Origin of the sequence: Undibacterium sp. YM2 (assembly GCF_009937975.1) — a bacterium.
GTDB lineage: Bacteria > Pseudomonadota > Gammaproteobacteria > Burkholderiales > Burkholderiaceae_D > Undibacterium.
Genome location: NZ_AP018441.1, coordinates 1,151,500 through 1,172,560 on the forward strand (window position 1 = coordinate 1,151,500; position 21,061 = coordinate 1,172,560).

Annotated in this window: 18 protein-coding genes and 1 pseudogene; 10 read left to right on the forward strand and 9 right to left on the reverse strand. The window is 51.6% G+C overall.

Translation table 11 applies throughout. The features are described 5' to 3' along the window. Positions 1–5: 5 nt before the first annotated feature. From UNDYM_RS05235 to UNDYM_RS05250, 4 genes are all read left to right on the forward strand, one after another. A complete protein-coding gene (locus UNDYM_RS05235) occupies positions 6–2,414 on the forward strand; it encodes a TIM-barrel domain-containing protein (RefSeq protein WP_162040106.1) in 2,409 nt (802 codons plus the stop codon). 147 nt (positions 2,415–2,561) lie between these two features. Beyond that, positions 2,562–4,439, forward strand: coding sequence for a glucokinase (locus UNDYM_RS05240; RefSeq protein WP_162040107.1), 1,878 nt, complete (start codon positions 2,562–2,564; stop codon positions 4,437–4,439). Between the two features lie 82 nt (positions 4,440–4,521). After that, on the forward strand, positions 4,522–5,619 hold the full coding sequence (locus UNDYM_RS05245) for an AraC family transcriptional regulator (RefSeq protein WP_162040108.1): 1,098 nt from the start codon (positions 4,522–4,524) through the stop codon (positions 5,617–5,619). A 116-nt stretch (positions 5,620–5,735) separates the two neighbouring features. Next, positions 5,736–6,800 (forward strand): dienelactone hydrolase, encoded by a 1,065-nt coding sequence (locus UNDYM_RS05250; protein ID WP_232063716.1) that lies wholly within the window; start codon positions 5,736–5,738, stop codon positions 6,798–6,800. A gap of 7 nt (positions 6,801–6,807) precedes the next feature. On the opposite strand, the gene UNDYM_RS05255 is transcribed toward UNDYM_RS05250, so the two are convergent. The 3 genes from UNDYM_RS05255 to UNDYM_RS05265 form a co-directional block, all read right to left on the reverse strand. After that, a complete protein-coding gene (locus UNDYM_RS05255; protein WP_162040109.1) occupies positions 6,808–7,383 on the reverse strand; it encodes a putative 2OG-Fe(II) oxygenase in 576 nt (191 codons plus the stop codon). A 96-nt stretch (positions 7,384–7,479) separates the two neighbouring features. Further along, positions 7,480–7,770, reverse strand: a complete 291-nt coding sequence (locus UNDYM_RS05260; RefSeq protein ID WP_162040110.1) for a GNAT family N-acetyltransferase — start codon at positions 7,768–7,770, stop codon at positions 7,480–7,482. Continuing rightward, positions 7,767–8,543 carry a sulfite exporter TauE/SafE family protein gene (locus UNDYM_RS05265; protein ID WP_162040111.1) on the reverse strand — a complete coding sequence of 259 codons (777 nt, stop codon included), beginning with the start codon at positions 8,541–8,543 and terminating at the stop codon, positions 7,767–7,769. Before UNDYM_RS05265 ends, UNDYM_RS05260 begins: the two co-directional genes overlap by 4 nt. Positions 8,544–8,652: 109 nt before the next feature. Here UNDYM_RS05265 and UNDYM_RS05270 point away from each other — a divergent pair, with 109 nt between their 5' ends. The 4 genes from UNDYM_RS05270 to UNDYM_RS05285 all read left to right on the forward strand — a co-directional run bounded on the left by UNDYM_RS05270 (position 8,653) and on the right by UNDYM_RS05285 (position 11,844). Beyond that, positions 8,653–9,546, forward strand: a complete 894-nt coding sequence (locus UNDYM_RS05270; RefSeq protein WP_162040112.1) for a LysR substrate-binding domain-containing protein — start codon at positions 8,653–8,655, stop codon at positions 9,544–9,546. Positions 9,547–9,630: 84 nt separating this feature from the next. Next, positions 9,631–10,488, forward strand: a complete 858-nt coding sequence (locus UNDYM_RS05275; RefSeq protein WP_162040113.1) for a DUF6348 family protein — start codon at positions 9,631–9,633, stop codon at positions 10,486–10,488. A gap of 93 nt (positions 10,489–10,581) precedes the next feature. After that, positions 10,582–11,418 carry a branched-chain amino acid aminotransferase gene (locus UNDYM_RS05280; protein WP_162040114.1) on the forward strand — a complete coding sequence of 279 codons (837 nt, stop codon included), beginning with the start codon at positions 10,582–10,584 and terminating at the stop codon, positions 11,416–11,418. A 33-nt stretch (positions 11,419–11,451) separates the two neighbouring features. Next, a complete protein-coding gene (locus tag UNDYM_RS05285) occupies positions 11,452–11,844 on the forward strand; it encodes a VOC family protein (protein ID WP_162040115.1) in 393 nt (130 codons plus the stop codon). 76 nt (positions 11,845–11,920) lie between these two features. On the opposite strand, the gene UNDYM_RS05290 is transcribed toward UNDYM_RS05285, so the two are convergent. The 6 genes and pseudogenes from UNDYM_RS05290 to UNDYM_RS30475 all read right to left on the reverse strand — a co-directional run bounded on the left by UNDYM_RS05290 (position 11,921) and on the right by UNDYM_RS30475 (position 17,886). Then, positions 11,921–12,355, reverse strand: coding sequence for a biopolymer transporter ExbD (locus tag UNDYM_RS05290; protein WP_174244925.1), 435 nt, complete (start codon positions 12,353–12,355; stop codon positions 11,921–11,923). A 14-nt stretch (positions 12,356–12,369) separates the two neighbouring features. Further along, a pseudogene (locus tag UNDYM_RS05295) lies at positions 12,370–12,803 on the reverse strand (ExbD/TolR family protein). 179 nt (positions 12,804–12,982) lie between these two features. Next, entirely contained in the window at positions 12,983–13,864 is an 882-nt protein-coding gene (locus UNDYM_RS05300) for a MotA/TolQ/ExbB proton channel family protein (RefSeq protein ID WP_162040117.1), read from the reverse strand. Between the two features lie 188 nt (positions 13,865–14,052). Beyond that, positions 14,053–14,724, reverse strand: coding sequence for an energy transducer TonB (locus UNDYM_RS05305; RefSeq protein ID WP_162040118.1), 672 nt, complete (start codon positions 14,722–14,724; stop codon positions 14,053–14,055). A 361-nt stretch (positions 14,725–15,085) separates the two neighbouring features. Further along, on the reverse strand, positions 15,086–16,141 hold the full coding sequence (locus UNDYM_RS30470) for an alpha-1,6-glucosidase domain-containing protein (protein WP_232063718.1): 1,056 nt from the start codon (positions 16,139–16,141) through the stop codon (positions 15,086–15,088). Beyond that, positions 16,117–17,886 (reverse strand): hypothetical protein, encoded by a 1,770-nt coding sequence (locus UNDYM_RS30475; protein WP_232063720.1) that lies wholly within the window; start codon positions 17,884–17,886, stop codon positions 16,117–16,119. Before UNDYM_RS30475 ends, UNDYM_RS30470 begins: the two co-directional genes overlap by 25 nt. Positions 17,887–18,159: 273 nt before the next feature. Here UNDYM_RS30475 and UNDYM_RS05315 point away from each other — a divergent pair, with 273 nt between their 5' ends. Next, complete coding sequence (locus tag UNDYM_RS05315) at positions 18,160–19,197, forward strand: glucokinase (protein WP_174244926.1); 1,038 nt, start codon at positions 18,160–18,162, stop codon at positions 19,195–19,197. Positions 19,198–19,379: 182 nt separating this feature from the next. Then, positions 19,380–21,017, forward strand: coding sequence for an alpha-amylase family glycosyl hydrolase (locus UNDYM_RS05320; RefSeq protein WP_162040119.1), 1,638 nt, complete (start codon positions 19,380–19,382; stop codon positions 21,015–21,017). The last annotated feature ends 44 nt before the right edge of the window (positions 21,018–21,061 follow it).

Genomic DNA, 21,061 nt, shown 5'->3' on the forward strand with positions numbered 1-21,061 from the left:
ACAGCATGAAAAAAACAAGCATAGTCAAACTGAATATCTTTGCGACTGCAGTTTTTGCATTGGTGAGTACAGTCCAGGCGCAAAATTCTGCACGCACTATCGTGTCAGTCAGCAAGCAGGCTGAGCATCTGGAAATCAAGACCAATGATGGTCGCTACATCTTGAAGCCTTACAGTGACAAGATCATGGAAACCAGTTTTATTCCTGCTGCTGAAAAATTCAATCCGGCTTCGCATACTGTCGTCTTGTCGCCGGTGCGCGTCAAGACCAGTTTCAAAGAAACAGCAAACGGCATACAGTATGTCGCCGGTGACATCAGTGTCAGCATCACCAAATCACCGCTGCAAATTGCCTATGCATACAAGGGCAAGCCCTTACTGTCAGAAAAAAATGGCTATAGCAAAACCATAGATGCAGAAGTGTTGGACTTTAACCTCGATACCAGCGAAGCCCTGTATGGTGGTGGTGCGCGCGCGCTGGGTATGAACCGTCGCGGCAATCGCCTGCCTTTGTACAACAAGGCACACTATGGCTATGAAGAGCGCTCAGAGCAAATGAATTTTTCCATGCCGCTGGTATTTTCATCGAAGATGTATGGCCTGCATTTTGATAATGCAGCAATAGGCCAGCTTGACCTCGACAGCAAGAAAAACAATGTACTCGCGTATGAAACCATTAGTGGCCGCAAGACTTACCAGGTCATCGCTGGTGACAGCTGGGCCGACATCGTCAGCAATTACACCAGCCTGACTGGGCGTCAGCCTTTGCCACCGCGCTGGACTTTTGGCAATTTCGCCAGCCGCTTTGGTTATCACAATGAGGCAGAAGCACGCAGCATACTGGATAAATTCCGCGCTGAAAAAATCCCTGTCGATGCCATCATCTTTGACCTCTACTGGTTTGGCAAGGATATCAAGGGCACGATGGGTAATCTTGAATTTGATAAAGACAGCTTTCCCAATCCCAAGGGCATGATTGCTGATTTTGCCCAGCAAGGTATCAAGACTGTGTTGATTACCGAGCCTTTTATTTTGACGACTTCAAAAAAATGGCAAGAGGCTGTTGATAAAAATATTCTGGCCACCGACAAGCAGGGCAAGCCATTTACCTATGATTTTTATTTTGGTAATACTGGCCTCATCGATATCTTCAATCCGCCCGCGCAAGACTGGTTCTGGGCTATCTATAAAGACCTGAAGAATATGGGCGTGGCTGGCTGGTGGGGTGATCTGGGGGAGCCGGAAGTTCACCCATCGGCCTTGCAGCACAAGACGGGCAGTGCCGATGAATTGCATAATCTCTATGGTCATAACTGGGCCAAACTGATTGCTGATGGCTACAAGAAAGACTACCCAAATCAGCGGCCTTTCATTCTCATGCGTTCCGGCTATTCAGGTTCACAAAGACTGGGCATGATACCGTGGTCGGGCGATGTCAATCGCACCTGGGGCGGATTGCGTTCACAACCTGAGATCGCCTTGCAGATGGGCATGCAAGGCATGGCCTATATGCATTCCGACCTCGGTGGTTTTGCCGGTGCCAATCTGGATGATGAGTTGTATGCACGCTGGTTGCAGTATGGCGTGTTCCAGCCTGTGTTCCGCCCCCATGCGCAAGAGGAGGTGGCGTCTGAACCGGTCTTGCGTGAAGCCAAGACCAAGGCCTTGGCCAAGGCGGCCATAGAATTGCGTTACCGCATGCTGCCGTATAACTATACCCTGGCATTTGAGAATAGCCAGCACGGCCTGCCTTTCATGCGTCCGCTATTTTATGCGGAACCTCAAAACCAGAAACTGCAAACCGTGGCTGACACTTATCTGTGGGGTGACAGTTTCCTAATTCATCCTGTTATGAAGGCAGGTGAAAAAGAAGCCAGCGTGTATTTCCCGGCAGGCAGTACCTGGTTTGATTTTTATACTGGTCAGCAACATCAGGGTGGTTCGACTGACACAATAAACGTGGAGCAAGACCATATCCCGGTGTTCGTGCGTGCTGGCGCTTTTGTACCCATGAGCCCGCTGGTCCAGAATACCCGTGACTATTCAGCAAAAAAACTGGAACTGCATTACTACCATGATGCCTCAGTCAAAAAGTCGGCAGGCAAGCTGTATGACGATGATGGCGAGACTGCGAATGCTTTTGAGAAGGGGGCTTACACCCTCATGTATTTCCATAGTCAGGCAAATACTGAGGAGTTGAAAATCAGTCTGAGAACAGAAACCGGCAAGAGTGCTGAGGCGGTGGGTAGGGACATTGCACTGCATATACACAATATTGCCAGTAAACCGGTATCAGTAAGCCTGCTAGGCAAAGCGGCACCTTTCAGCTGGGATCAAGCCAAAAAACAGTTACTTATTGATGCGCACTGGTTAAAAAATAGCAAGGCAGAGCTATCAATAAAGTTAAGTAAATGATATTGTCATGCCCGTTTACAGGTGGATGCACGCAGCTTGCCATGGCAAGTACAGATTTGGGACATGAATTTGCAGGTGTTTGTGGTAAATTGCGTGATTGCATTCTCTGTAAGACAATAGGCAGTAAACCGTATATATGAAGACAGCATGACGACAGAACACGCACTTGTAGAACATGGTAGCGCGGCAGGTTTTTCCAGTGGCCCGCGCTTGTTGGCAGATATAGGCGCTACCCATGCGCGCTTGACACTTGAGTCTTCACCGGGTGTGTTTGAATCCGTCAAGGTCTTGAAGTGCGATGAATACGCTGACATCATGGCTTTGCTGCGCGCCTATCTTTCTACTGTGCCTGCCAGCAAAGTCCATCATGCTGCATTTGCACTGGCTAACCCTATCGACGGTGACCAGGTCAGAATGACCAACCGCGACTGGGCATTTTCCATCGAAGATGTGCGCCGTGAATTTGGCTTATACACTCTCCTCATCGTCAATGATTTTACTGCACTGGCCATGTCCTTGCCGGGTTTGCAGGCCAAAGACCTGATGCAGGTGGGTGGTGGTACACCAGTGCCCAAATCCGTTATTGGCGTCCTGGGGCCTGGTACTGGCCTGGGTGTGTCTGGTCTTATTCCTACCTCAGATGGCTTCGTCACCTTGGGTAGTGAAGGCGGACACGTCAATTTCGCGCCGGTGGATGAGCGTGAATATGCGATTTTGCAATTTGCCTGGAAAGAATGGCCGCATGTCTCTACCGAGCGTCTGATTTCCGGCCCTGGTATGGAATTGATTTACCGTGCCCTGGCTGACAGGAATAACAAGAAAGTCCAGGCCCTGCCCGCGCAAGACATCATGCGCGGTGCCCTCGCTGATGCGGATGAGCTGTGCCTGGAAACTCTGGAATGCTTTTGCGGCATGCTGGGCAGCTTCAGTGCCAATCTCGCTGTAACCCTCGGTGCTTTTGGTGGTATTTATATAGGTGGAGGCATCGTCCCGCTGATGGGTGATTATTTCGCTACTTCCGCCTTTCGTACCCGTTTTGAAGCCAAGGGACGCTTCAGTAGCTACCTGGCGCAAATCCCTACCTTCGTCATTACCACGCCCAACCCGGCGTTTTATGGCGTGTCGGCGATTTTGTCTGAGCACTTGCGTGGCCGCAGCGGTGACAGTTCATTGATGGACCGCATACAGCAAATCCAGGCAGAGCTGACGCCGGCAGAGCGCCGCGTCGCTACCCTGGTGCTGGAAAACCCGCGCACGGTATTGAATGAAGCCATTGCAGAGATAGCCCGCCTGGCCGATGTCAGCCAGCCCACCGTCATCCGCTTTTGTCGGTCGCTGGGCTTCCTCGGTCTTGCTGACTTCAAACTCAAGTTTGCCAGCAGCCTGACCGGCACGATACCTGTACGCCATAGCCAGGTACGTATGAGCGACAGCACGCATGATCTGAGCGCCAAGGTCATCGATAACACTGTGTCGGCGATTTTGAATTTCCGTGATCAGCTCGATGTACGCTCGCTTGATCAGGCAATTGCCCTGTTGCGCAAGGCAAACAAGGTAGAATTTTATGCCATGGGCAATTCGCGTGCAGTGGCGCTGGATGGCCAGCATAAATTCTTCCGCTTCCGCATTCCTACCGCGTCTTATGGTGATGCACATTTGTTTTCCATGGCGGCAGAATTGCTGAACCCTGGCGATGTGGTTATTGTAGTCTCGAATTCCGGCAAGCTGCCAGAGTTGCTGAAAGCCGTTGATGCTGCCCGCCTGGCCGGGGCAGACGTGATTGCGATCACGCCTAATCAGTCACCACTGGCGAAGAAGGCAACAGTCTGTCTGGCGGTCAATCATACTGAGGACAATGCAACCTTTTTGTCCATGATTTCACGCATACTGCAATTATTGCTGATTGATATTATCGCGGTAGGTTTGTCGGTTGATACACCTGAAACCGAAGGGCATGGCGATGACGTCAAGCGCAAGGAGTTATCGCGTTTCAGTAATTTGCTGATTTCCCACCTGGACAGCTGATTAGGCCTTAATCTAGGCGATGCAGCTTGCCTGAGCAGTCTGGCTGCTGTTATTGTTTTGCCTTTCATCTTCGTGGACAGGCATGTTGGCTCTTGATCCCTTGGTCTTGCTCGATGCGGCTTTGCGCGGTACGCTGCTGGCTTTGCTGTTGCTGCTGTCCGCCATACTGGGCCGTGACCGCCCGCAATTGCTGGTAGTGCGCTCAGGTATCGCACTTTGCCTGGGGCTGGCGGTGCAGGTGATCAGTGCCACTCCCTGGATAGAAGCCACGGTGCCACGTCTGTGGCAAGCACCACTGGTGGCGATTTCTGTTGCGAACGCCGTACTGTTCTGGGTATTTGTGCAAGCCCTGTTCGATGATGACTATGCATTGCGGCCCATGCACCTGCTTGCCTGGTTCGCGGTAGCCGCCTTGAGTGCCTTGAACTGTGCCGTAGTGGCGGGCAGTGCCACTATCATTGCCCCTGTGACGATGGGCATGCAGCGAGCGATACCGCTGGTATTTGCCATTCTGGCGGCGTTGGCAGCGGCGAGGAACTGGCGTACCGACCTGGTTGAGCCGCGACGTCGACTGCGTGCTTTTATCGTGATTGCTGGCAGTGTCTATACCTTTTTATTATTGATAGCCCGTTTAAGTTCGCCACAGGGGAGGCTGGCAGGCGGTACTGCGATGGCAGATGTGCTTGTGTTGCTGCTCATCATCGCCGTCGTGACATTCAGGATGTTAAAACTGGGGCATCTGGATTTATTTCCCTTGCCTGCGTCTCCCTTACAAAAACAGGCAACGACACCAGACTTGCCTCCGCCAGTGTCTGCGGCAGGCGCAGGCGAAGCTACATTGGTGTTGGCTTTACAGAAACTGATGCAGGATGAGCGCCACTACCGCAGCGAAGACCTGACACTGGCCAGCCTGGCTGGCAAGATGCAAATCCCTGAATACCGTTTGCGCAGGCTCATCAACCAGCAGCTTGGTTACCGCAATTTCAATGCCTACATTAACGCCTTTCGCCTGGACGAAGCATGTGCTGCCTTGGCCGACCCGGCGCAGCAGGATGTGCCCGTGCTGACGATTGCGCTGACTTCCGGCTTCCAGTCCATAGGGCCATTCAACCGTGCCTTCAAGGCCGCGACCGGGCTCACGCCTACCGAGTACCGCAAACAAAATATGGCCGATTCCTGAAATCGGCTAGCCGAAATCTGTAATTTTCAGTCTGCGGCAAGACATCATTCGCTTTCCTGCGCATAGTCCGGTTCATCCGGGGCAATGTCCCCGGCACTCAACCGATTGGAGCCTGAATGATGAAAGCGAAGTATCTACTTCTTGTTAAACGACTATTCAATTGTTTTAAGAATGCACTGCTGTACCTGTTGTTATTTGCTACCGGCACTGCAAGCGCATCGGTTGGCCTGACAACGATAGCTCCAAGTGCTACAGATGGCACTATTACCTTGTATTATCCGAGCAATGCACCTGAGCAACAAATTAATCGTGGCCGCTTTCAGTTCAAGCTGGCTGAACACGCAGAGCCTGTGCGCGGCAATGGACATCTGATCATTATTTCGCATGGTTCAGGGGGTTCCCCCTGGGTGCATGCCGACCTGGCGCGCAGCATGGTTGAAGCAGGTTTTATCGTTGCCATGCCCGAACACCATGGTGACAATTACAAGGATGACAGTCATCCCGGGCCCGACAGTTGGACCTTGCGACCTGCGGAAGTATCACGCGCCATTGATGCCGTTGGCCGTGACCCGCGCTTTGCGCCTTTGCTGACGCTGGACAAGGTAGGAATGTATGGCATGTCGGCAGGCGGCCATACCGCGCTCAGCATGGCAGGTGGGCGCTGGTCACCGGCTGGTTTCAAGCAGCATTGTGAAGAAGATCTGGTCAATGATTTTCATTCGTGCGTAGGTTTGATTACCCGCCTCAATGGCGGTTTCTTTGATGGGCTGAAAAAATGGCTGGCTTTGACAATTATCCGCAGCCGTTTCAGTGATACCACCATGCGCGAACACCATGACCCCCGTGTGGCTGCGATTGTGGCTGGCGTACCTGCCGCTGCTGACTTTGACATGGCATCGCTGAAAAATCCGCCTGTGCCACTGGGCCTGGTCACTGCCGGACAGGACCTCTGGCTGGTGCCGCGCTTTCACAGTGGTAGGGTATTGGCGGCCTGCCAGACTTGTGAACACATTGCGGACGTGCCTGACGCCGGCCACGGTTCCCTGTTGTCTCCCCTGCCACCAAACCTGACTGGCCTGGTTGGCGACATGCTCAATGACTCACCCGGTTTTGACCGCGCACAAATGCCTGTAGTGGATAAGAAAATTACTGCCTTCTTTGAAAAGCATTTATTGCATTAGAACGTACTTATTTATTGAGCAGGTAATTGAAGCTGAAAGACACTCTGTCGGTATCTGTGAGGTTGGGGCCTACTCTGTGAAATACATCGGACCTGAACAAGACCAGCTTGCCGACTTCAGGTTCGATGACATAGTTTTCAAACTGCTTGTATTGCGTGTCGCAAGGGAAGATAGCGAGCTCGCCATCATGCTGGTTGGTGCTGAAATAATAGACGCCGCTGATAGGCACGCCTTCGACATTCCTGTCGTGATTATGCCTTTCCTGGTAACCAAATTTCTTGGTGACATTGATCCAGCTTTGCGTATATTGGTGATCTATTTTCCAGTCCTTGTCACGCCTGGTCATGTGGACGAACTGCAAGACGCTCTCTTCGATAAATTTTCTTAAATGCAGCAATCCGGCAAGTGCGAAAATATTTTTTTCATTGTTGAATGAACTCAGCACATTGTCGCCCCAAGAGTGGCTGAGCAAGCGATTCAAGTCTTCCTTGCGGCGCAAGACTTCGTCATTGATGGCGTAAATGATGGCGTCATCTGCCTTGGAGATGCCAACCAGGGTGGGGAAGAGTACTTCGATATTCATGTGCGCACCTTGTGAAGTGATGCACATGATCATAGATGATTTGCCTGCTTATTTGCGTGTTATTGCGATACTTTATGGCGATGGCAGCAGTGATTTTTAATGCTTCATTCCCTGCTCATTCCCCTTTTCGCAAATCACCTCAAGCCCCGGGCATTCTGCATGCAATTGCGCCAGCAGGGCCCTGGCGATACCAAGTTCACGGTAACTGGGTTTCACATACAGGACATGGACGCACACTTGCCCGGCATGGATGCTGCAATCCAGTGCTCCCACATGTTGCTGATCCAGAAATGCAGACAGCAATAAATGCGTGCAGTTGCTTTGTTCATCTTGTTTACAGATGCGCAGTGCCGTTTTCACAGCTTCTCCAGAATTGATCTCTGTCATGATTTCACTGCTCCCCATAAGTAGTGGACGCCCAAAGCCAGCAAGCCGATGAAGAAACAGCGCTTGAACAGCGCTGGCTGCATTTTGTCGCGTATGACTTGCCCCAATTGCATGCCAGCCAATGCAGGTAGCAGGGCCAGTATGGAATCACCAGCAATATTCCATTGCAAAGTACCACTGCCGTACAGGTTGATGCCCAAGGCGAGTGTAGATACCGTGAAAGACAAGGCCATCGCCTGTACCAGTTCGTCCTTATCAAGATTCAGGGCTTGCAGGTAAGGGACAGACGGCAAGACAAATACGCCGGTAGAGGCGGTGACCATGCCTGTCGCAATGCCGATGACAGGGGCCAGCCTGTGCTCTGCATGGCCAGGTACTTGCCAATGTACCGACGCCAAGCCCATGACGCCATATAGCAGTAATGCCACGCCCAGGCCTGCACCTGACCAGACTGGATTGAGCTTGCTGAATAAAAGTCCCGAAACAAAAGTGCCCATGCAGATGCCCAATAGCATAGGGGTCAGGCGGCGTAATAAGGGCAGTAACCTGGCACCGCTGGCGAGTTGCCAGATATTCGTTAAAAGCGAAGGTAAAAACAATAAGGCAGCGGCTTGCATGGTTGTCATCGACAAACTCAACAAGGCGATTGCCACCGTGGGCAAGCCCAGGCCTATGACACCTTTTATCATTCCCGCAAGCAGAAAGATAAAGGCTATCGCCAGCCACTGCGTGCTGTTGCCATGAGGGGTAAATAGAGTAGTCAGCGATTCCATATAGACAGTTTGCCATTACCAGCAAGAACTGAAAATGTGGAATATACTCAGACAGGCTTCGTATTTTACGTAGTCTACATCAGGCACTTGCCTCATAAATAATCTTTTCATGCGCTTTGATCTGGTCGATTTGCAGTTATTTGTTCACGTAGTGGAGGCGGGCAGCATCACTGCCGGGGCTGAGCGTTCCCATCTGGCGCTGGCGTCGGCCAGTGCTCGCTTGCGCGGTATGGAAGATTTGCTGGGCGTGCCGCTGTTGCTGCGAAAAAGGCGCGGTGTGGAAGTGACTGATGCTGGCCGCACGCTGCTGCACCATGCGCGCATGCTGATGCAGCAGATGGAAAGAATGCGCGGTGATCTCGGTGATTATGCCAAAGGCCTCAAAGGGCATATACGCATGCTGTGCAATACCTCGGCGCTGACTGAATTCCTGCCGCAGGCGCTGGCCATTTATATGCAGGCACATCCGCACATCAATATTGAAGTTGAAGAAAGACTCAGCAATGACATCGTGCAAGCCATCATCGCCGAGCAGGCCGATATAGGCATCATTGCCGATACAGTCGATAGTGCAGACTTGCAGGCATTCCCGTTCCGGCAGGATCAACTGGTGCTTGTAACTGCGGCACAGCATCCCTTGCAAGCGACAGCAGCAGCCAATGGCAGTCTGGCCTTTGCCGATATCCTGACCTATGACTTCATAGGCCTGGCTGGTGACAGCGCCCTGCAACAATATTTGAATGAACATGCGGCGCGGCTGGGGCAGCGTTTGCATTACCGCCTGCGTTTGCGCAGCTTTGATGGCATTTGCCGCATGGTGGAGAGTGGGGCTGGCATTGCCATCATCCCCGAGACTGCAGCTTTACGTTATGAGCAGTTGATGAAAATACACAGGCTGTATCTGACAGATACCTGGGCAGTCAGGAACTTGCTGATCTGTGTACGGCAATATGATGAGCTGCCTACTTATGCGCGTGAACTCATCAATGCCATCAAGGCATGAACATGTTGTGCCGTATGCAAATACCTTGGTCTGCCGGTCTTCTTGCTACAATGCGGGTCTGTTTCATCTTCAATCTCAGTTCTCATGTCAGTTACCACTTCCCTAGGCAATGCTTTCAAAAGCTTCAAGAGTAAGTTTGCCTCCAGCCCAGCATCACCTTCATCACCTGTGGTGGCACCAGTGTTTGCCAATCTGAATATTGATGCTGAATTGACGCTGGCCTTGTTCGAGGTCTTGACGGCAGAAACAATCAAATTGAAATGGCAAGACAATTACCTGGCCCTGGAAGATGGCTTGTTGCTGGCAGTTGAGCGGGTGGAAACTGTTACGCTTGCTGAAGACAAATTCCGTACCTGCACACGTATCTATGCCAGCCATGCCAGCTACTTCCCGCAAGGCTTGAGTGAGTATCAGCATGCCATGGGGACCACTGAATCTGAAGCGATACTTGAGGGTTTGCGTACCTGGGCCAGGATGGATTTATTGGTATTGCTGGATGCTACCCGTGAGCAGCCACTGAATTGCACAGTCATAGAAATGAACACCAGCGCTGAGGCGGTAGAAGGCAGCAGTTTTCGCCAGGTGATATTGGGCCCAGTCGCCCATCTCGCCAGCCTGCCTGCGCCCAAGAAAAAAGAAGAACATCCATTTTGCCCATGCTGCCTGTTTACAGAAAGCATGCCGGCTTTTCATGATCTGTTGCAGACCAGTGATTTCATCGGCATACGCTTGTTTGCCTCGCGTGATAACGAAGGCAAGCTGGCTGCTGATTGTCGTGTCAATGGCGAAGATTTTTTGCCTGCGGTCGAACACCTGAAACAATATGCAGAAAAATGGCCGCAGCGCGGACTGGAATTCCGCAAGCAATATGTCGTTGTCAGGACCAGCGGACATAGCGTCAATCAAGCGCAACTTGTGCAATCCGGCAAGGTGCAGCCTTGATGCCGGTTCGTCAAGTCAAATGGCGGATGTGATACATTAGAAATAAGCATTCACTATGCGTCACCAATTAACCATCAATGAGTGAGGAATATTATGTACCGTAGCTACTTCAAGGGACAATGGAGTGAAGGCAATACGCCACTGTTTGGCGCCATGGATAATGCAGTCTGGCTGGGTTCCTCAGTGTTTGATGGTGCGCGTTCCATTCGCGGCCTGACGCCAGACTTGCGTTTGCATCTGGCCCGCGTCATACAATCTGCCCAGCGCCTGGGTTTGCAATGCCCATACAATGTCGATGAACTCGAAGCATTGTGCCGTGAGGGCATAGCCCTGTTTCCGGCGGATGCCGAGCTGTATATACGTCCGCTGGTATTTGGCACTGACGGTTTGCTGATCCCTGAACCTTCAACTACGGGCTTTGCGCTGACTTTGTTTGATGCACCCATGCCGGCATTTACCGGTTTCTCTTCCTGCCTGTCCAGCCTGCGTCGTCCCGACCCTTCCATGGCGCCGACTGATGCCAAGGCTTCCTGCCTGTATCCAAATTCCACCAGAGCCTTGCGCGAAGCCAAAGAGCGCGGTTTTGACAATGGCGTGGTCTGTGATATGCATGGCAATGTGGCTGAATTTGCCACTGCCAATCTCTTCTTTGTGACGGCAGATGATGAGATTGTCACGCCTGTGGCAAACGGTAGTTTCTTGTCCGGCATTACCCGCGCCCGCGTTATTGGTTTACTCAAGGACGATGGCAAGCAAGTGTCCGAGCGCACTGTAAAACCGGAAGAATTGCTGGCAGCCAAAGAGATTTTCAATACCGGTAATTTTGCCAAGGTCACACCTTGCACCAGATACGAAAGCCGTGAATTGCCTATAGGTGTAGTGGCAACACGTGCCCGTGATCTGTATTTGCAATTCATGCAAAATACCTGATTCGCATCCTGACCCAGACTGAACGACAGATCGATGCTGAAGCGCATACATCATGTAGCCATCATATGCGCTGATTATCAGGTGTCCAAGGATTTCTATACCCGGATTCTGGGCTTGAGCGTTATTGCTGAGACTTATAGGCCAGAGAGAGCTTCATACAAACTCGATCTGGCCTTGCCAGACGGTTCGCAAATAGAATTGTTTTCCTTCCCTGATGCGCCACCGAGGGTATCGCGGCCTGAGGCACAGGGTTTGCGTCACCTGGCATTTGAAGTTGATGATGTTGCAGCCTGCAAAGCGATGCTGGAGGCAAAGGGGTTGGAAGTGGAAGATATCCGGCTGGATGAGTTAACTGGGCGACGCTTCGTTTTTTTTGCTGATCCCGATGGCTTGCCGCTGGAATTGTATGAGGCATTGTCCAGATGAATTTAACGACAAGCGTAGCAGCATGAGTCGAAAAAAAACCGGGGAATAAATCACCGGCTTTTTTTCGCGCTCTGGTCTATTTCAGGAACTGCTCATTCCCGACCATACCGATCTTGGTCACACCAAGACGCTGTGCCGCCGCCATGACGGACGCCACGGATTTGTAAGGTACAACAGCAACCGGACGCAGGTGGATCTCTGGCTGGTTTGCTGCAGGCATTGCTGCCGATTCAGCCAGTTTCGCTTCCAGCTGTGCATGATCGACTGCCGTACCATTCCAGGACACCGTGCCATCAAAATCGACGTCGATATTCACTACCACAGGCGGTGTGGTTGGTGGCGGTGGGTTACCTGTCGGCATATTCAGGTTCACCGCGTGATTCTGAATAGGAATGGTAATAATCAACATGATGATCAATACCAGCATGACGTCAATCAGCGGCGTCATGTTCATTTCTATCATCACTTCCGGATCGGCTGAGCCACCGCCGGAACCAATTTGCATACCCATAATGCTTCCTTTACTTAGTTCCGTGGAGGCGGTTCAATCACGAAGCCGACCTTGGCGATACCGGCACGCTGTGCCGTCAGGATACTTTTGCCAATAAACTCATAGCGGGTATTCTGATCTCCACGGATATGCAACTCCGGTTGCGGGATCTTGACTGCTTCTACCTTGAGCTTTTCAAACAGGGCATCCGTGCCTGCCAGCGGCTTCATGCTGCCGTTCCAGTACAGATCACCATCCTTGTTCACCGACAGGGTGATGTTTTCCGGTTTGGTTTTGTAAATCACGTTGGTTTCTGCCGGTAATTTCAGCTTGACCGTATCTGTAATCACCGGGGTGGTGATCAGGAAGATGATCAGCAATACCAGCATGACGTCGACCAGCGGGTGGTGTTGATGGTGCTGTTGACTTCGTCTTCACCATCTCCATCATTGCCAATTGCCATTGCCATAATGTGTTCTCTTTCAGATTTCACGCCGGACTATTCTCATAGCCCGGCCAAATACTTTTGCAGAAGTGCTGAGGAAGCGTGGCGAGCGGCGCTAGTTTGGACTAAGAAGCGCAGTCGTACATTAGTACGATGAGCATCGCAGGTTCAAAATCGCGTCGCGCAGTAGCTTCATCAGTGCTTCATTTCTTTGCTGCTGTCTTGCCCATATTACCGGACAGGACTACGGAGTGCAGGTCAGCGGAGAAGGCACGGACTTCTTCCATGGCGCTCTTGTTGCGGCGGACCAGGAAGTTGTAACCCAATACAGCAGGAACAGCCACAGCCAGACCAATCGCGGTCATGATCAGCGCTTCACCAACAGGGCCCGCTACTTTGTCGATCGATGCCTGACCGGACATACCAATCGCTGTCAGCGCATGGTAAATACCCCATACGGTACCGAACAGACCGACGAATGGTGCTGTGGAGCCCACAGTCGCCAGGAAGGCCAGGCCGTCTTGCAAACGGCTTTGAACTTTATCAACAGCGCGCTGGATGGACATGGAGACCCAGGTGTTCAGATCGATTTGTTCGAGCAAGGCGCCTTCATGGTGTTCTGTGGCTTTGATGCCAGAGTCAGCGATGAAGCGGAATGGGCTGCCTTCTTTCAAAGAAGCGGCACCGGCCTGGACAGAAGCTGCTTTCCAGAATTTGGAGCGGGCATCTGTGGCTTGACCGGACAATTTGACCTGGTCAATGATTTTGGTGATGAGGATGTACCAGCTGCCCATGGACATGATGACCATGATGATGAGGGTGCCTTTGGCAACGAAGTCACCAGTTTTCCAGAGGGCGTCGAGACCATATGGGTTTTCTACCATTTCTTTGGCGGCTGCTGGTGCTGCCGGGGCGCCAGCGTCTGCTGGAGCGGCTGGTGCCGGGGCTGCTTCTGCAGCAGGGGCTGAAGCGGCAGCGGAGGCAGCTGCTGAGGCGGATTCCTGTGCAGAAACAGGGGCGACGGCAACGGCGGCTGTCAAGGCCAGGAGTGTTGCAGCCAGGAATGCGGAGAAACGGGTTTTCATTGAGGTGCTTCCTTTTAACAAAATAAGGTTGGTATTGCTTACTGCTGTTTTTATGTATTACTTATGTATTACTTGGTTTGTTTGTTGCCTGGTACTTATCTTTTACGAATCGATCTGAACCATCTCTTGCTTCATTTTCTTGGGTAGAGCAGTCTGGTAGATCGACTGCTCTTGCCTGGGATTCCTGATTACTCGAGCTTCCATACATACTGGACTTTGGCCCAGGTCTGTTGTGGTTTGCCATCGACGGTACCTGGTTTGTTTTTGCAGGAACCTGACATCAACTGGGATTTCACCGCGTTGTCGAGACCGCGGAAGCCGCTGGATTTGTCGATCTTGACGTCGGCCACAGAACCATCTGCACCAATCAATACGGACAACAGGACGGTGCCGGTTTCTTCATTGCGCAGGGAGGCACGCGGATATTCCGGTTTGCATCCACCAACGTTGAAGTCGATCACGCCTGGTATCGTGACGGGACCTGTGGCCTTGGCTTCTGCAACTGGTGCAGGCGGGGCCTGGGTCTTGGTGAATGTCGGGTTTTCTGGCTTGACATTCGACACCTGCGATATCGCTGGCTGTTGCTGAACCGGCTGCTGGACCTGGACTTCCGGTGGCGGAATGAACGGTGGCGGCGGTGCCAACAATTTTGGTGGTGGCGGTGGCGGGGTGTCTGGCGGCGGTGGCGGCGGTTTTACTTCTTCTACCAGCTTGACTTCTGCTGGCTTGATCACCACTTCCATCGCTTTGCGCGCCAATCCAGATACCAGCGCATATACCACCAGTACGTGAAATGCGATAACCAGCCCTAAGCCTATAAACTTCTTCCCCGGCTCTTGCTGGCGATTTGAAAAATCCATTCCGGCTGTCTCCTCGATCTTAGAATATGAAGGCGGTAATAATAACCGCTGTTGGTGTTAAATTTGCGTTTCTTGGCTGAAAACTTTTCATATTTTTTGTAGCAAGCATATGAATCCCTGTCCCAAATAATCTGTGCCGCCTGATTTGTACCCCGTCGAGCGCAATTTCCTTGTGTATTTCATCTTCAAAACAGTCAAGCAATAAGCAATATCTGAACCATGTACAAGGCCGGCTTTTGCATCAATAAGGCGTCTGTATGGAAGGACTTTGCACTGCATGATGCCTGTTGCGCACTAAAACCAAGATTGCACTCATGAAGCCGTGCTCCAAAAAAGATCTTGCTGTCTTGCACTTGCCTTCCTATTGTCCTACAAAGACCACGGCACTCAGGGCGGGAATCGTAAACCGTCCGCTGATACTCTCATACTTCGCTTCTGCTGCCACACGTTTATCTGCTGCTTGTGTAAGCAAATGTGTAGGATGCAATTGATAGCTGCGCTGGCTTTGTCCGTCTATGGTTAATGATTGCGTCTGTGAGCTGATATTGATGAAATACATGATGGAAGCAAAGTTTGCCCCTGCCAATTGCCTGCCATCCAGATGCGCTGCTATCAGCAAGGGATTTTGCGTGGGACCGGTATTATAGAAATGCAGGCGCTGTGCGATATCGGACGCAGTCGATAATCTGAACAGGCTGGAACTGGCCCTGATCTGCAATAAATCACGGAATTGATCGCGACTATAGGTAATATCTGCGCGGGCCGGTTTAATATTCGCCTGCTTCAGTGCTGCCTTGATGTAAGGATAAAACTGGGCATTGTCTTTTTCTGGTGGCAAGCCTGTAGCGAAATAATTGTCGCCATAGCTCCAGTCCAGCCGGTTAAACCAGTCACCGGAATTGAAGCTATTGCTGTCCATGGACTTGGAACGCAGGATATCGACACCCGCATGGTAGTAGGCCACGCCCTGGCTGAACGCTGTTGTTGCCAGGGCCAAAGCCTGAATGCGGGCGCGGTCTACGCTGCTGGTGTCCAGCGGCAGGCGATAGGCATTGATGTCGAACAGGGTCTGGTTGTCGTGGTTCTCTACATAGTTGACGACTTCGCCAGGCTGGCTGGCATAGCCTGCGGGCTGACCAGCATAATCGATGTATTGTAACTGCCTGGTCTTGCCATCAAAGGTCTGCATGCTGAAACTGCGTATCGAGCCTGCCAGACCCAGCCTGAGCATGTCGGCCGCGCGCAAAAGATCCTGCTGCGGCCTGGCCTTGTCTGCCAGGGCGTTTGGCATATAAACCAAACCATTGATGTAACCCTGGTTTTTGACTATGCCGTCGCCTGCATCGCCATGGCCGCCGCGTATGGCATCGCGGGCGCGGTCGCTGAAGCTGCCTATGCCGCTGCCATTGAGTGACAACTGCGATGCCTGGACAAAGCGCTTGCCGTCCGCAATTTCACCAAAATTCCAGCCTTCCCGAGGAACTGAATCTGGCGTCCGGTTTCTCGTAACAATCTGGCTTGCATGTCTTCCATTGCCTGTCTGGGTTGGTGTCCCATCAGATCAAAACGGAAAGAGTCAATTTTGTAATGCTGTGCCCACAAGAGTACAGAATCGCTCATCAGCTTGGCCATCATGGCATTTTCTGTGGCGGTATTGTCGCAGCAGGTGGAGCGCTCTATTTGTCCGCGCTGGTTCAGGCGCTGATAGTAGCCGGGGACGATGCGGTCCAATACTGAGTAGGCAGTTTGTCCGGCCCCTGCAGTATGGTTGTAAACCACGTCCATGCCCACGCGCAAACCGGCATTGTGCAAGGCCATGACCATCTTCCTGAATTCGATGATGCGCTTGGCTCCATCGCTGGCATCGGTGGCATAGCTACCCTCGGGCGCATTATAGTGATAGGGCTCATAACCCCAGTTATAACAATCCTTGTCCGCATACTGTGTAGCGATTTTTTGTTGTTCTTCGCCATCGGCTTTGCCCTTGATGACGGGTGTCTGGCAACCTGCTTCAGCTACCGTGGCAAAGTCAAAGACAGGGAGTAAATGGATGTCTGTCATACCCGCTGCGCTCAGGGCTTGGAAATGGCGCATGCCGTTGGAGTTTGTTTCGCTAAAGGCCAGGTACTTGCCGCGCCAGGCAGGTCTCACCGTTGCGTCATTGATGGAAAAATCCCGTACATGCAATTCATAGACTTGCATGTCGGTCTGATTTTTTACTTTGGTGTTTGGCGTTTGCTCGTCCCAGCCCAGGGGTTTTAATTTGCTGGAAGACAGGTCAGCGATATAACTGCGCTTTGAATCTGTCGTCAGGCTGATGGAGTAGGGGTCGGTAACGCGATTACGCACCAGGCCCCTGCCTGGTACGTAAACATCGATCAGGTAGGTGTAATACTTGCCGGATAAATCCACCCCGGCACTGGTCTGCCAGTTGCCTGTATCGGTATCGGATTGCATGGGCAGTATGCTTGTAGATTTGGCTTTGCCATCTGGGTACAGGCAAATGGAAACCCGTTGCGCCGTCGGTGCCCAGACACGGAATTGTGTCTGCGTTTTATTGGCAACTGCTGCCTTGCGAATGCTGGCGCCATAATCGTTGAGATTGCCTGCTGTCTTGTATAAATCATCTAGCGCACCGGCAATTTGCAAGCCGGTGTAATCGATAACCCGGCCTTCATTATCTTCTGTGACGATCATTGCTTGTGATTGCTGCAATGAACGCAATTGTTGCAAACCGGCATGTGCAAGCTCATATACTTTCCCTGGTCCGATATAGGCAAAGCGTTTCGCAATACTGCTGTCGAGTGCCGTGTCTGATTCGGTCAGTGCAGCTACTTCATCAAAGCCGCTTGGTTTAGTACCCTTGCTGAGTTTGAGTTGCCCTGTCCTGGAGATGTATAGCCTGACTTTGCTGTCCGCTGCCAAGCCAGGCCAGCGTATCAATTTGCTGGAAAGCCAATAGGCGCGCGCGTCTGTGGCTGGCATCGCGGCTGGCGACAATATGCTCTCAAATGGACCTGCATTGCATGCAGCAAGGTCTGCGTCTGGCGCATTGCTGGCGACAGCGTGGCTGCCACAAGTTGCGGCGCAAGTCGTGAGTGCGCACGCCAGCAAAAAGCTCAGGTGGCTCTTTGCGTGTGCAATAGCTTGTTCAAAAAACAAAACAGTCTCCTGGGTAAAACAAGCTTCTTTACTCTTATTGTAGATATGTTTTAATCACATGAAAGTAGTGTGACTACATAAATAAAATCGAGTTCACGGCTGGTTTTACCGGTTTTATTGTGGCTAAAGTCAGATTTACGCCAATATTTTTTCAAATTCTAACCCAATAATCGCAAATTTGTTAGACATGTGCAGTTGATATATGTAGTATTGCTACATAAAATCTGATCGTGGCCTGCTTTCTTATTTCAGCTCCACTCAGGCGCAAAAAAAATGAATGGTGAGATGTTGAGCAATAATCCAAAAAAATCATGCAATGCCGGCCCACGCTTGCTGGCAGACATAGGTGGTACCAATGCACGTTTCGCATTGGAAATAAATAGTCACGAATTTAATGCTATTGCTGTATTGCCATGCAATGCCTATCCTGACTTGCAATCTGCCATCGCCGCCTATTTGTCCAGTCCTGAAGTACTGGCCGTATGCCAGTCACCGGTAAAAAACGCGGCCATCGCCATTGCCAATCCTGTTGATGGTGATGTGGTTCGTATGACCAATCATCACTGGACTTTTTCCATAGAATCTTTACAGCAGGCTGCCGGGTTTGATAATCTGCTGGTCGTCAACGACTTCACCGCTCTGGCAATGGCCTTGCCGCATCTGGCTGCTAATGAGCGTGTACAGATAGGTGGCGGCCATGCCCAGCCTAATCGCGCCATAGGTTTGATAGGTCCCGGTACTGGCCTGGGTGTGTCTGGCATCATTCCATCTGGTGGGCATTGGGTTGCATTGTCCAGTGAAGGTGGGCATGTGAGTTTTTCTCCCAGCAATGAGTTGGAGATAGCAATTCTGCGCGAGGTCTGGAAAGAATATCCGCATGCCTCCGCCGAAAGATTGATCTCAGGCATGGGTCTGGAGTTGATGTACCGCATCCTGGCGCAAATGGATAAACAGGCCGATACTGAAGCAATGAATGCAGCCGATATCACCCGTCGCGCACTGGATGGCAGTTGTGCAATCTGCACGCGCACCGTCGATTATTTTTGCGCCATGCTGGGCACTATCGCCGGTAACCTGGCCATGACACTGGGAGCGACTGGTGGTGTATATATAGGTGGCGGCATAGTACCGCGCCTTGGTGAGTTTTTTACCCAGTCAGCTTTTCGCCAGCGCTTTGAAGCGAAGGGGCGCTTTGCCGATTATCTGGCACAAATACCGACTTACCTGATCACGGCAGAGTATCCTGCATTTTTGGGCGTCTCTGCAATATTGAATGAGCGGCTGTCCCTGGATGGCCATGCGGATACTTGAATGAAAAGACCATTTATCACACAGGCGCACAGAGGCGCAGAGACATGGAGGAGACACTGAGGGAAAAGCTTGATCTGCTCAGTAGAACTCTCCTTCATGTTTTCTCTTTGCCTCTTTCTGTGTCTCCGTGTCTTTGTGTTGAGCGGTCTTGTTTTTCAGATTAATAATCAAACTCCATATCCATGAATAACTCTAGCAAAGAGCAAGCAAGCGACTGGTGGCGTGATGCCGTGATTTACCAGGTCTATCCGCGCAGTTTTTCAGACAGCAATGGCGATGGCATAGGTGATTTGCCTGGTATTACTTCCAAACTTGATTACATCGCCAGCCTGGGTGTGGATATCGTCTGGATCTCGCCTTTTTTCACTTCACCGATGAAAGACTTTGGTTACGACGTGGCAGACTATTGCGATGTCGATCCCATCTTTGGTACTTTGGCTGATTTTGATGCCTTGCTCGAGCGCGCACATGAACTGGGTTTGAAGATCATGATAGACCAGGTCTTGTCGCACTGTTCAGAAGTGCACCCCTGGTTTGTGGAAAGTCGCAAGAGCCGCGACAATCCCAAGGCCGACTGGTATGTCTGGGCCAATCCCAAGGCAGACGGCTCACCGCCGAATAACTGGCTGTCTGTGTTTGGCGGCTCTGCCTGGCAATGGGATGCACGCCGTCGTCAATACTATATGCATAATTTTCTGGTCAGCCAGCCTGATTTGAATTTTCACAACCCTGAAGTGCAACAGGCGCATCTCGACAATATGCGTTTCTGGCTGCAGCGTGGTGTGGATGGTTTCCGTCTTGATGCCTGCAACTTCCATTTCCATGACCAGGCTTTGCGGGATAATCCACCCAGCCAGGTGCGCGATAACAAGACCGTGCAGGACAATAATCCTTATGGCATGCAGGCGCATATCCATGACAAGACGCAGCCAGAGAACCTGGCCTTCCTGGAAAAAATCCGCAGCTTGTTGAATGAATATGGCGCGATAGCCATCGGTGAAGTAGGGGCTGATGATTCGCTGGCAGTGATGGCAGATTACACCGCCGATGACAATAAATTGCAGATGGCCTATAGCTTCAATTTGCTGACGGCGACTTACTCTGCTGCCTACATACGCCAGCAAGTCGAGGAATACGAAGCACGCGTCAAAGGTGGCTGGGTATCCTGGTCCGTGGGTAACCATGATTCCGTACGCGTCATGACACGCTGGGGTGGGGCAGAGGCAACGCCGCAATTAGCCAAAATGCTGCTGGCCATGCAAATGGCCTTGAAAGGTACGCCCTGCCTCTATCAGGGGGATGAGCTGGCGCTGACGGAAGCCGACATCGCCTATGAAGATATACAAGACCCGTATGGCATTACTTTTTGGCCAGAATTCAAAGGCCGCGACGGTTGCCGCACACCCATGCCCTGGCAGGCAGATCAGGTAAATGCCGGTTTCAGTTCTGGAAAACCATGGTTGCCAGTGCCGGCGGAACATGCTGCACATGCAGTTTCTGCGCAAGATCAGGATGATCAGTCTGTCTTGAATTTTGCCCGCCATATCCTGGCCTGGCGCAAAAAATATCCACAGCTTAGCAGAGGAGAAATCAGCTTCTTCGATGCCCCTGAACCTGTATTGGCGATACGCCGTGACCTGACTGGCAGCAATACTCTGTTGGCAGCATTTAATCTGGGAAATCAGTCTGTAAGTTTTAACTGGCCAGCAACTCAGAATGCAGTGCAATTGAAGGACGCTGGCTTGCCAGGGCAAGTCACCGATGGTCAGGTGGAATTACCAGCCTACGGTGCATGGTTTGGTGAGCTACTAATGAAGTAAGTGTTTTGCAGAGCGCTTGACAGGGCTGCATGCTGACCGTGCAG

What these genes read in the sequence shown, in the direction of transcription:
- UNDYM_RS05240 (WP_162040107.1), top strand. Translation starts at nt 2,562, where the DNA reads ATGACGACAGAACACGCACTTGTAGAACATGGTAGCGCGGCAGGTTTT.
- UNDYM_RS05275 (WP_162040113.1), top strand. Translation starts at nt 9,631, where the DNA reads ATGTCAGTTACCACTTCCCTAGGCAATGCTTTCAAAAGCTTCAAGAGT.
- UNDYM_RS05280 (WP_162040114.1), top strand. Translation starts at nt 10,582, where the DNA reads ATGTACCGTAGCTACTTCAAGGGACAATGGAGTGAAGGCAATACGCCA.
- UNDYM_RS05235 (WP_162040106.1), top strand. Translation starts at nt 6, where the DNA reads ATGAAAAAAACAAGCATAGTCAAACTGAATATCTTTGCGACTGCAGTT.
- UNDYM_RS05285 (WP_162040115.1), top strand. Translation starts at nt 11,452, where the DNA reads ATGCTGAAGCGCATACATCATGTAGCCATCATATGCGCTGATTATCAG.
- UNDYM_RS05315 (WP_174244926.1), top strand. Translation starts at nt 18,160, where the DNA reads ATGAATGGTGAGATGTTGAGCAATAATCCAAAAAAATCATGCAATGCC.
- UNDYM_RS05305 (WP_162040118.1), bottom strand. Translation starts at nt 14,724, where the DNA reads ATGGATTTTTCAAATCGCCAGCAAGAGCCGGGGAAGAAGTTTATAGGC.
- UNDYM_RS05300 (WP_162040117.1), bottom strand. Translation starts at nt 13,864, where the DNA reads ATGAAAACCCGTTTCTCCGCATTCCTGGCTGCAACACTCCTGGCCTTG.
- UNDYM_RS05255 (WP_162040109.1), bottom strand. Translation starts at nt 7,383, where the DNA reads ATGAATATCGAAGTACTCTTCCCCACCCTGGTTGGCATCTCCAAGGCA.
- UNDYM_RS05320 (WP_162040119.1), top strand. Translation starts at nt 19,380, where the DNA reads ATGAATAACTCTAGCAAAGAGCAAGCAAGCGACTGGTGGCGTGATGCC.
- UNDYM_RS05245 (WP_162040108.1), top strand. Translation starts at nt 4,522, where the DNA reads ATGTTGGCTCTTGATCCCTTGGTCTTGCTCGATGCGGCTTTGCGCGGT.
- UNDYM_RS05290 (WP_174244925.1), bottom strand. Translation starts at nt 12,355, where the DNA reads ATGGGTATGCAAATTGGTTCCGGCGGTGGCTCAGCCGATCCGGAAGTG.
- UNDYM_RS05265 (WP_162040111.1), bottom strand. Translation starts at nt 8,543, where the DNA reads ATGGAATCGCTGACTACTCTATTTACCCCTCATGGCAACAGCACGCAG.
- UNDYM_RS05270 (WP_162040112.1), top strand. Translation starts at nt 8,653, where the DNA reads ATGCGCTTTGATCTGGTCGATTTGCAGTTATTTGTTCACGTAGTGGAG.
- UNDYM_RS05250 (WP_232063716.1), top strand. Translation starts at nt 5,736, where the DNA reads ATGATGAAAGCGAAGTATCTACTTCTTGTTAAACGACTATTCAATTGT.
- UNDYM_RS05260 (WP_162040110.1), bottom strand. Translation starts at nt 7,770, where the DNA reads ATGACAGAGATCAATTCTGGAGAAGCTGTGAAAACGGCACTGCGCATC.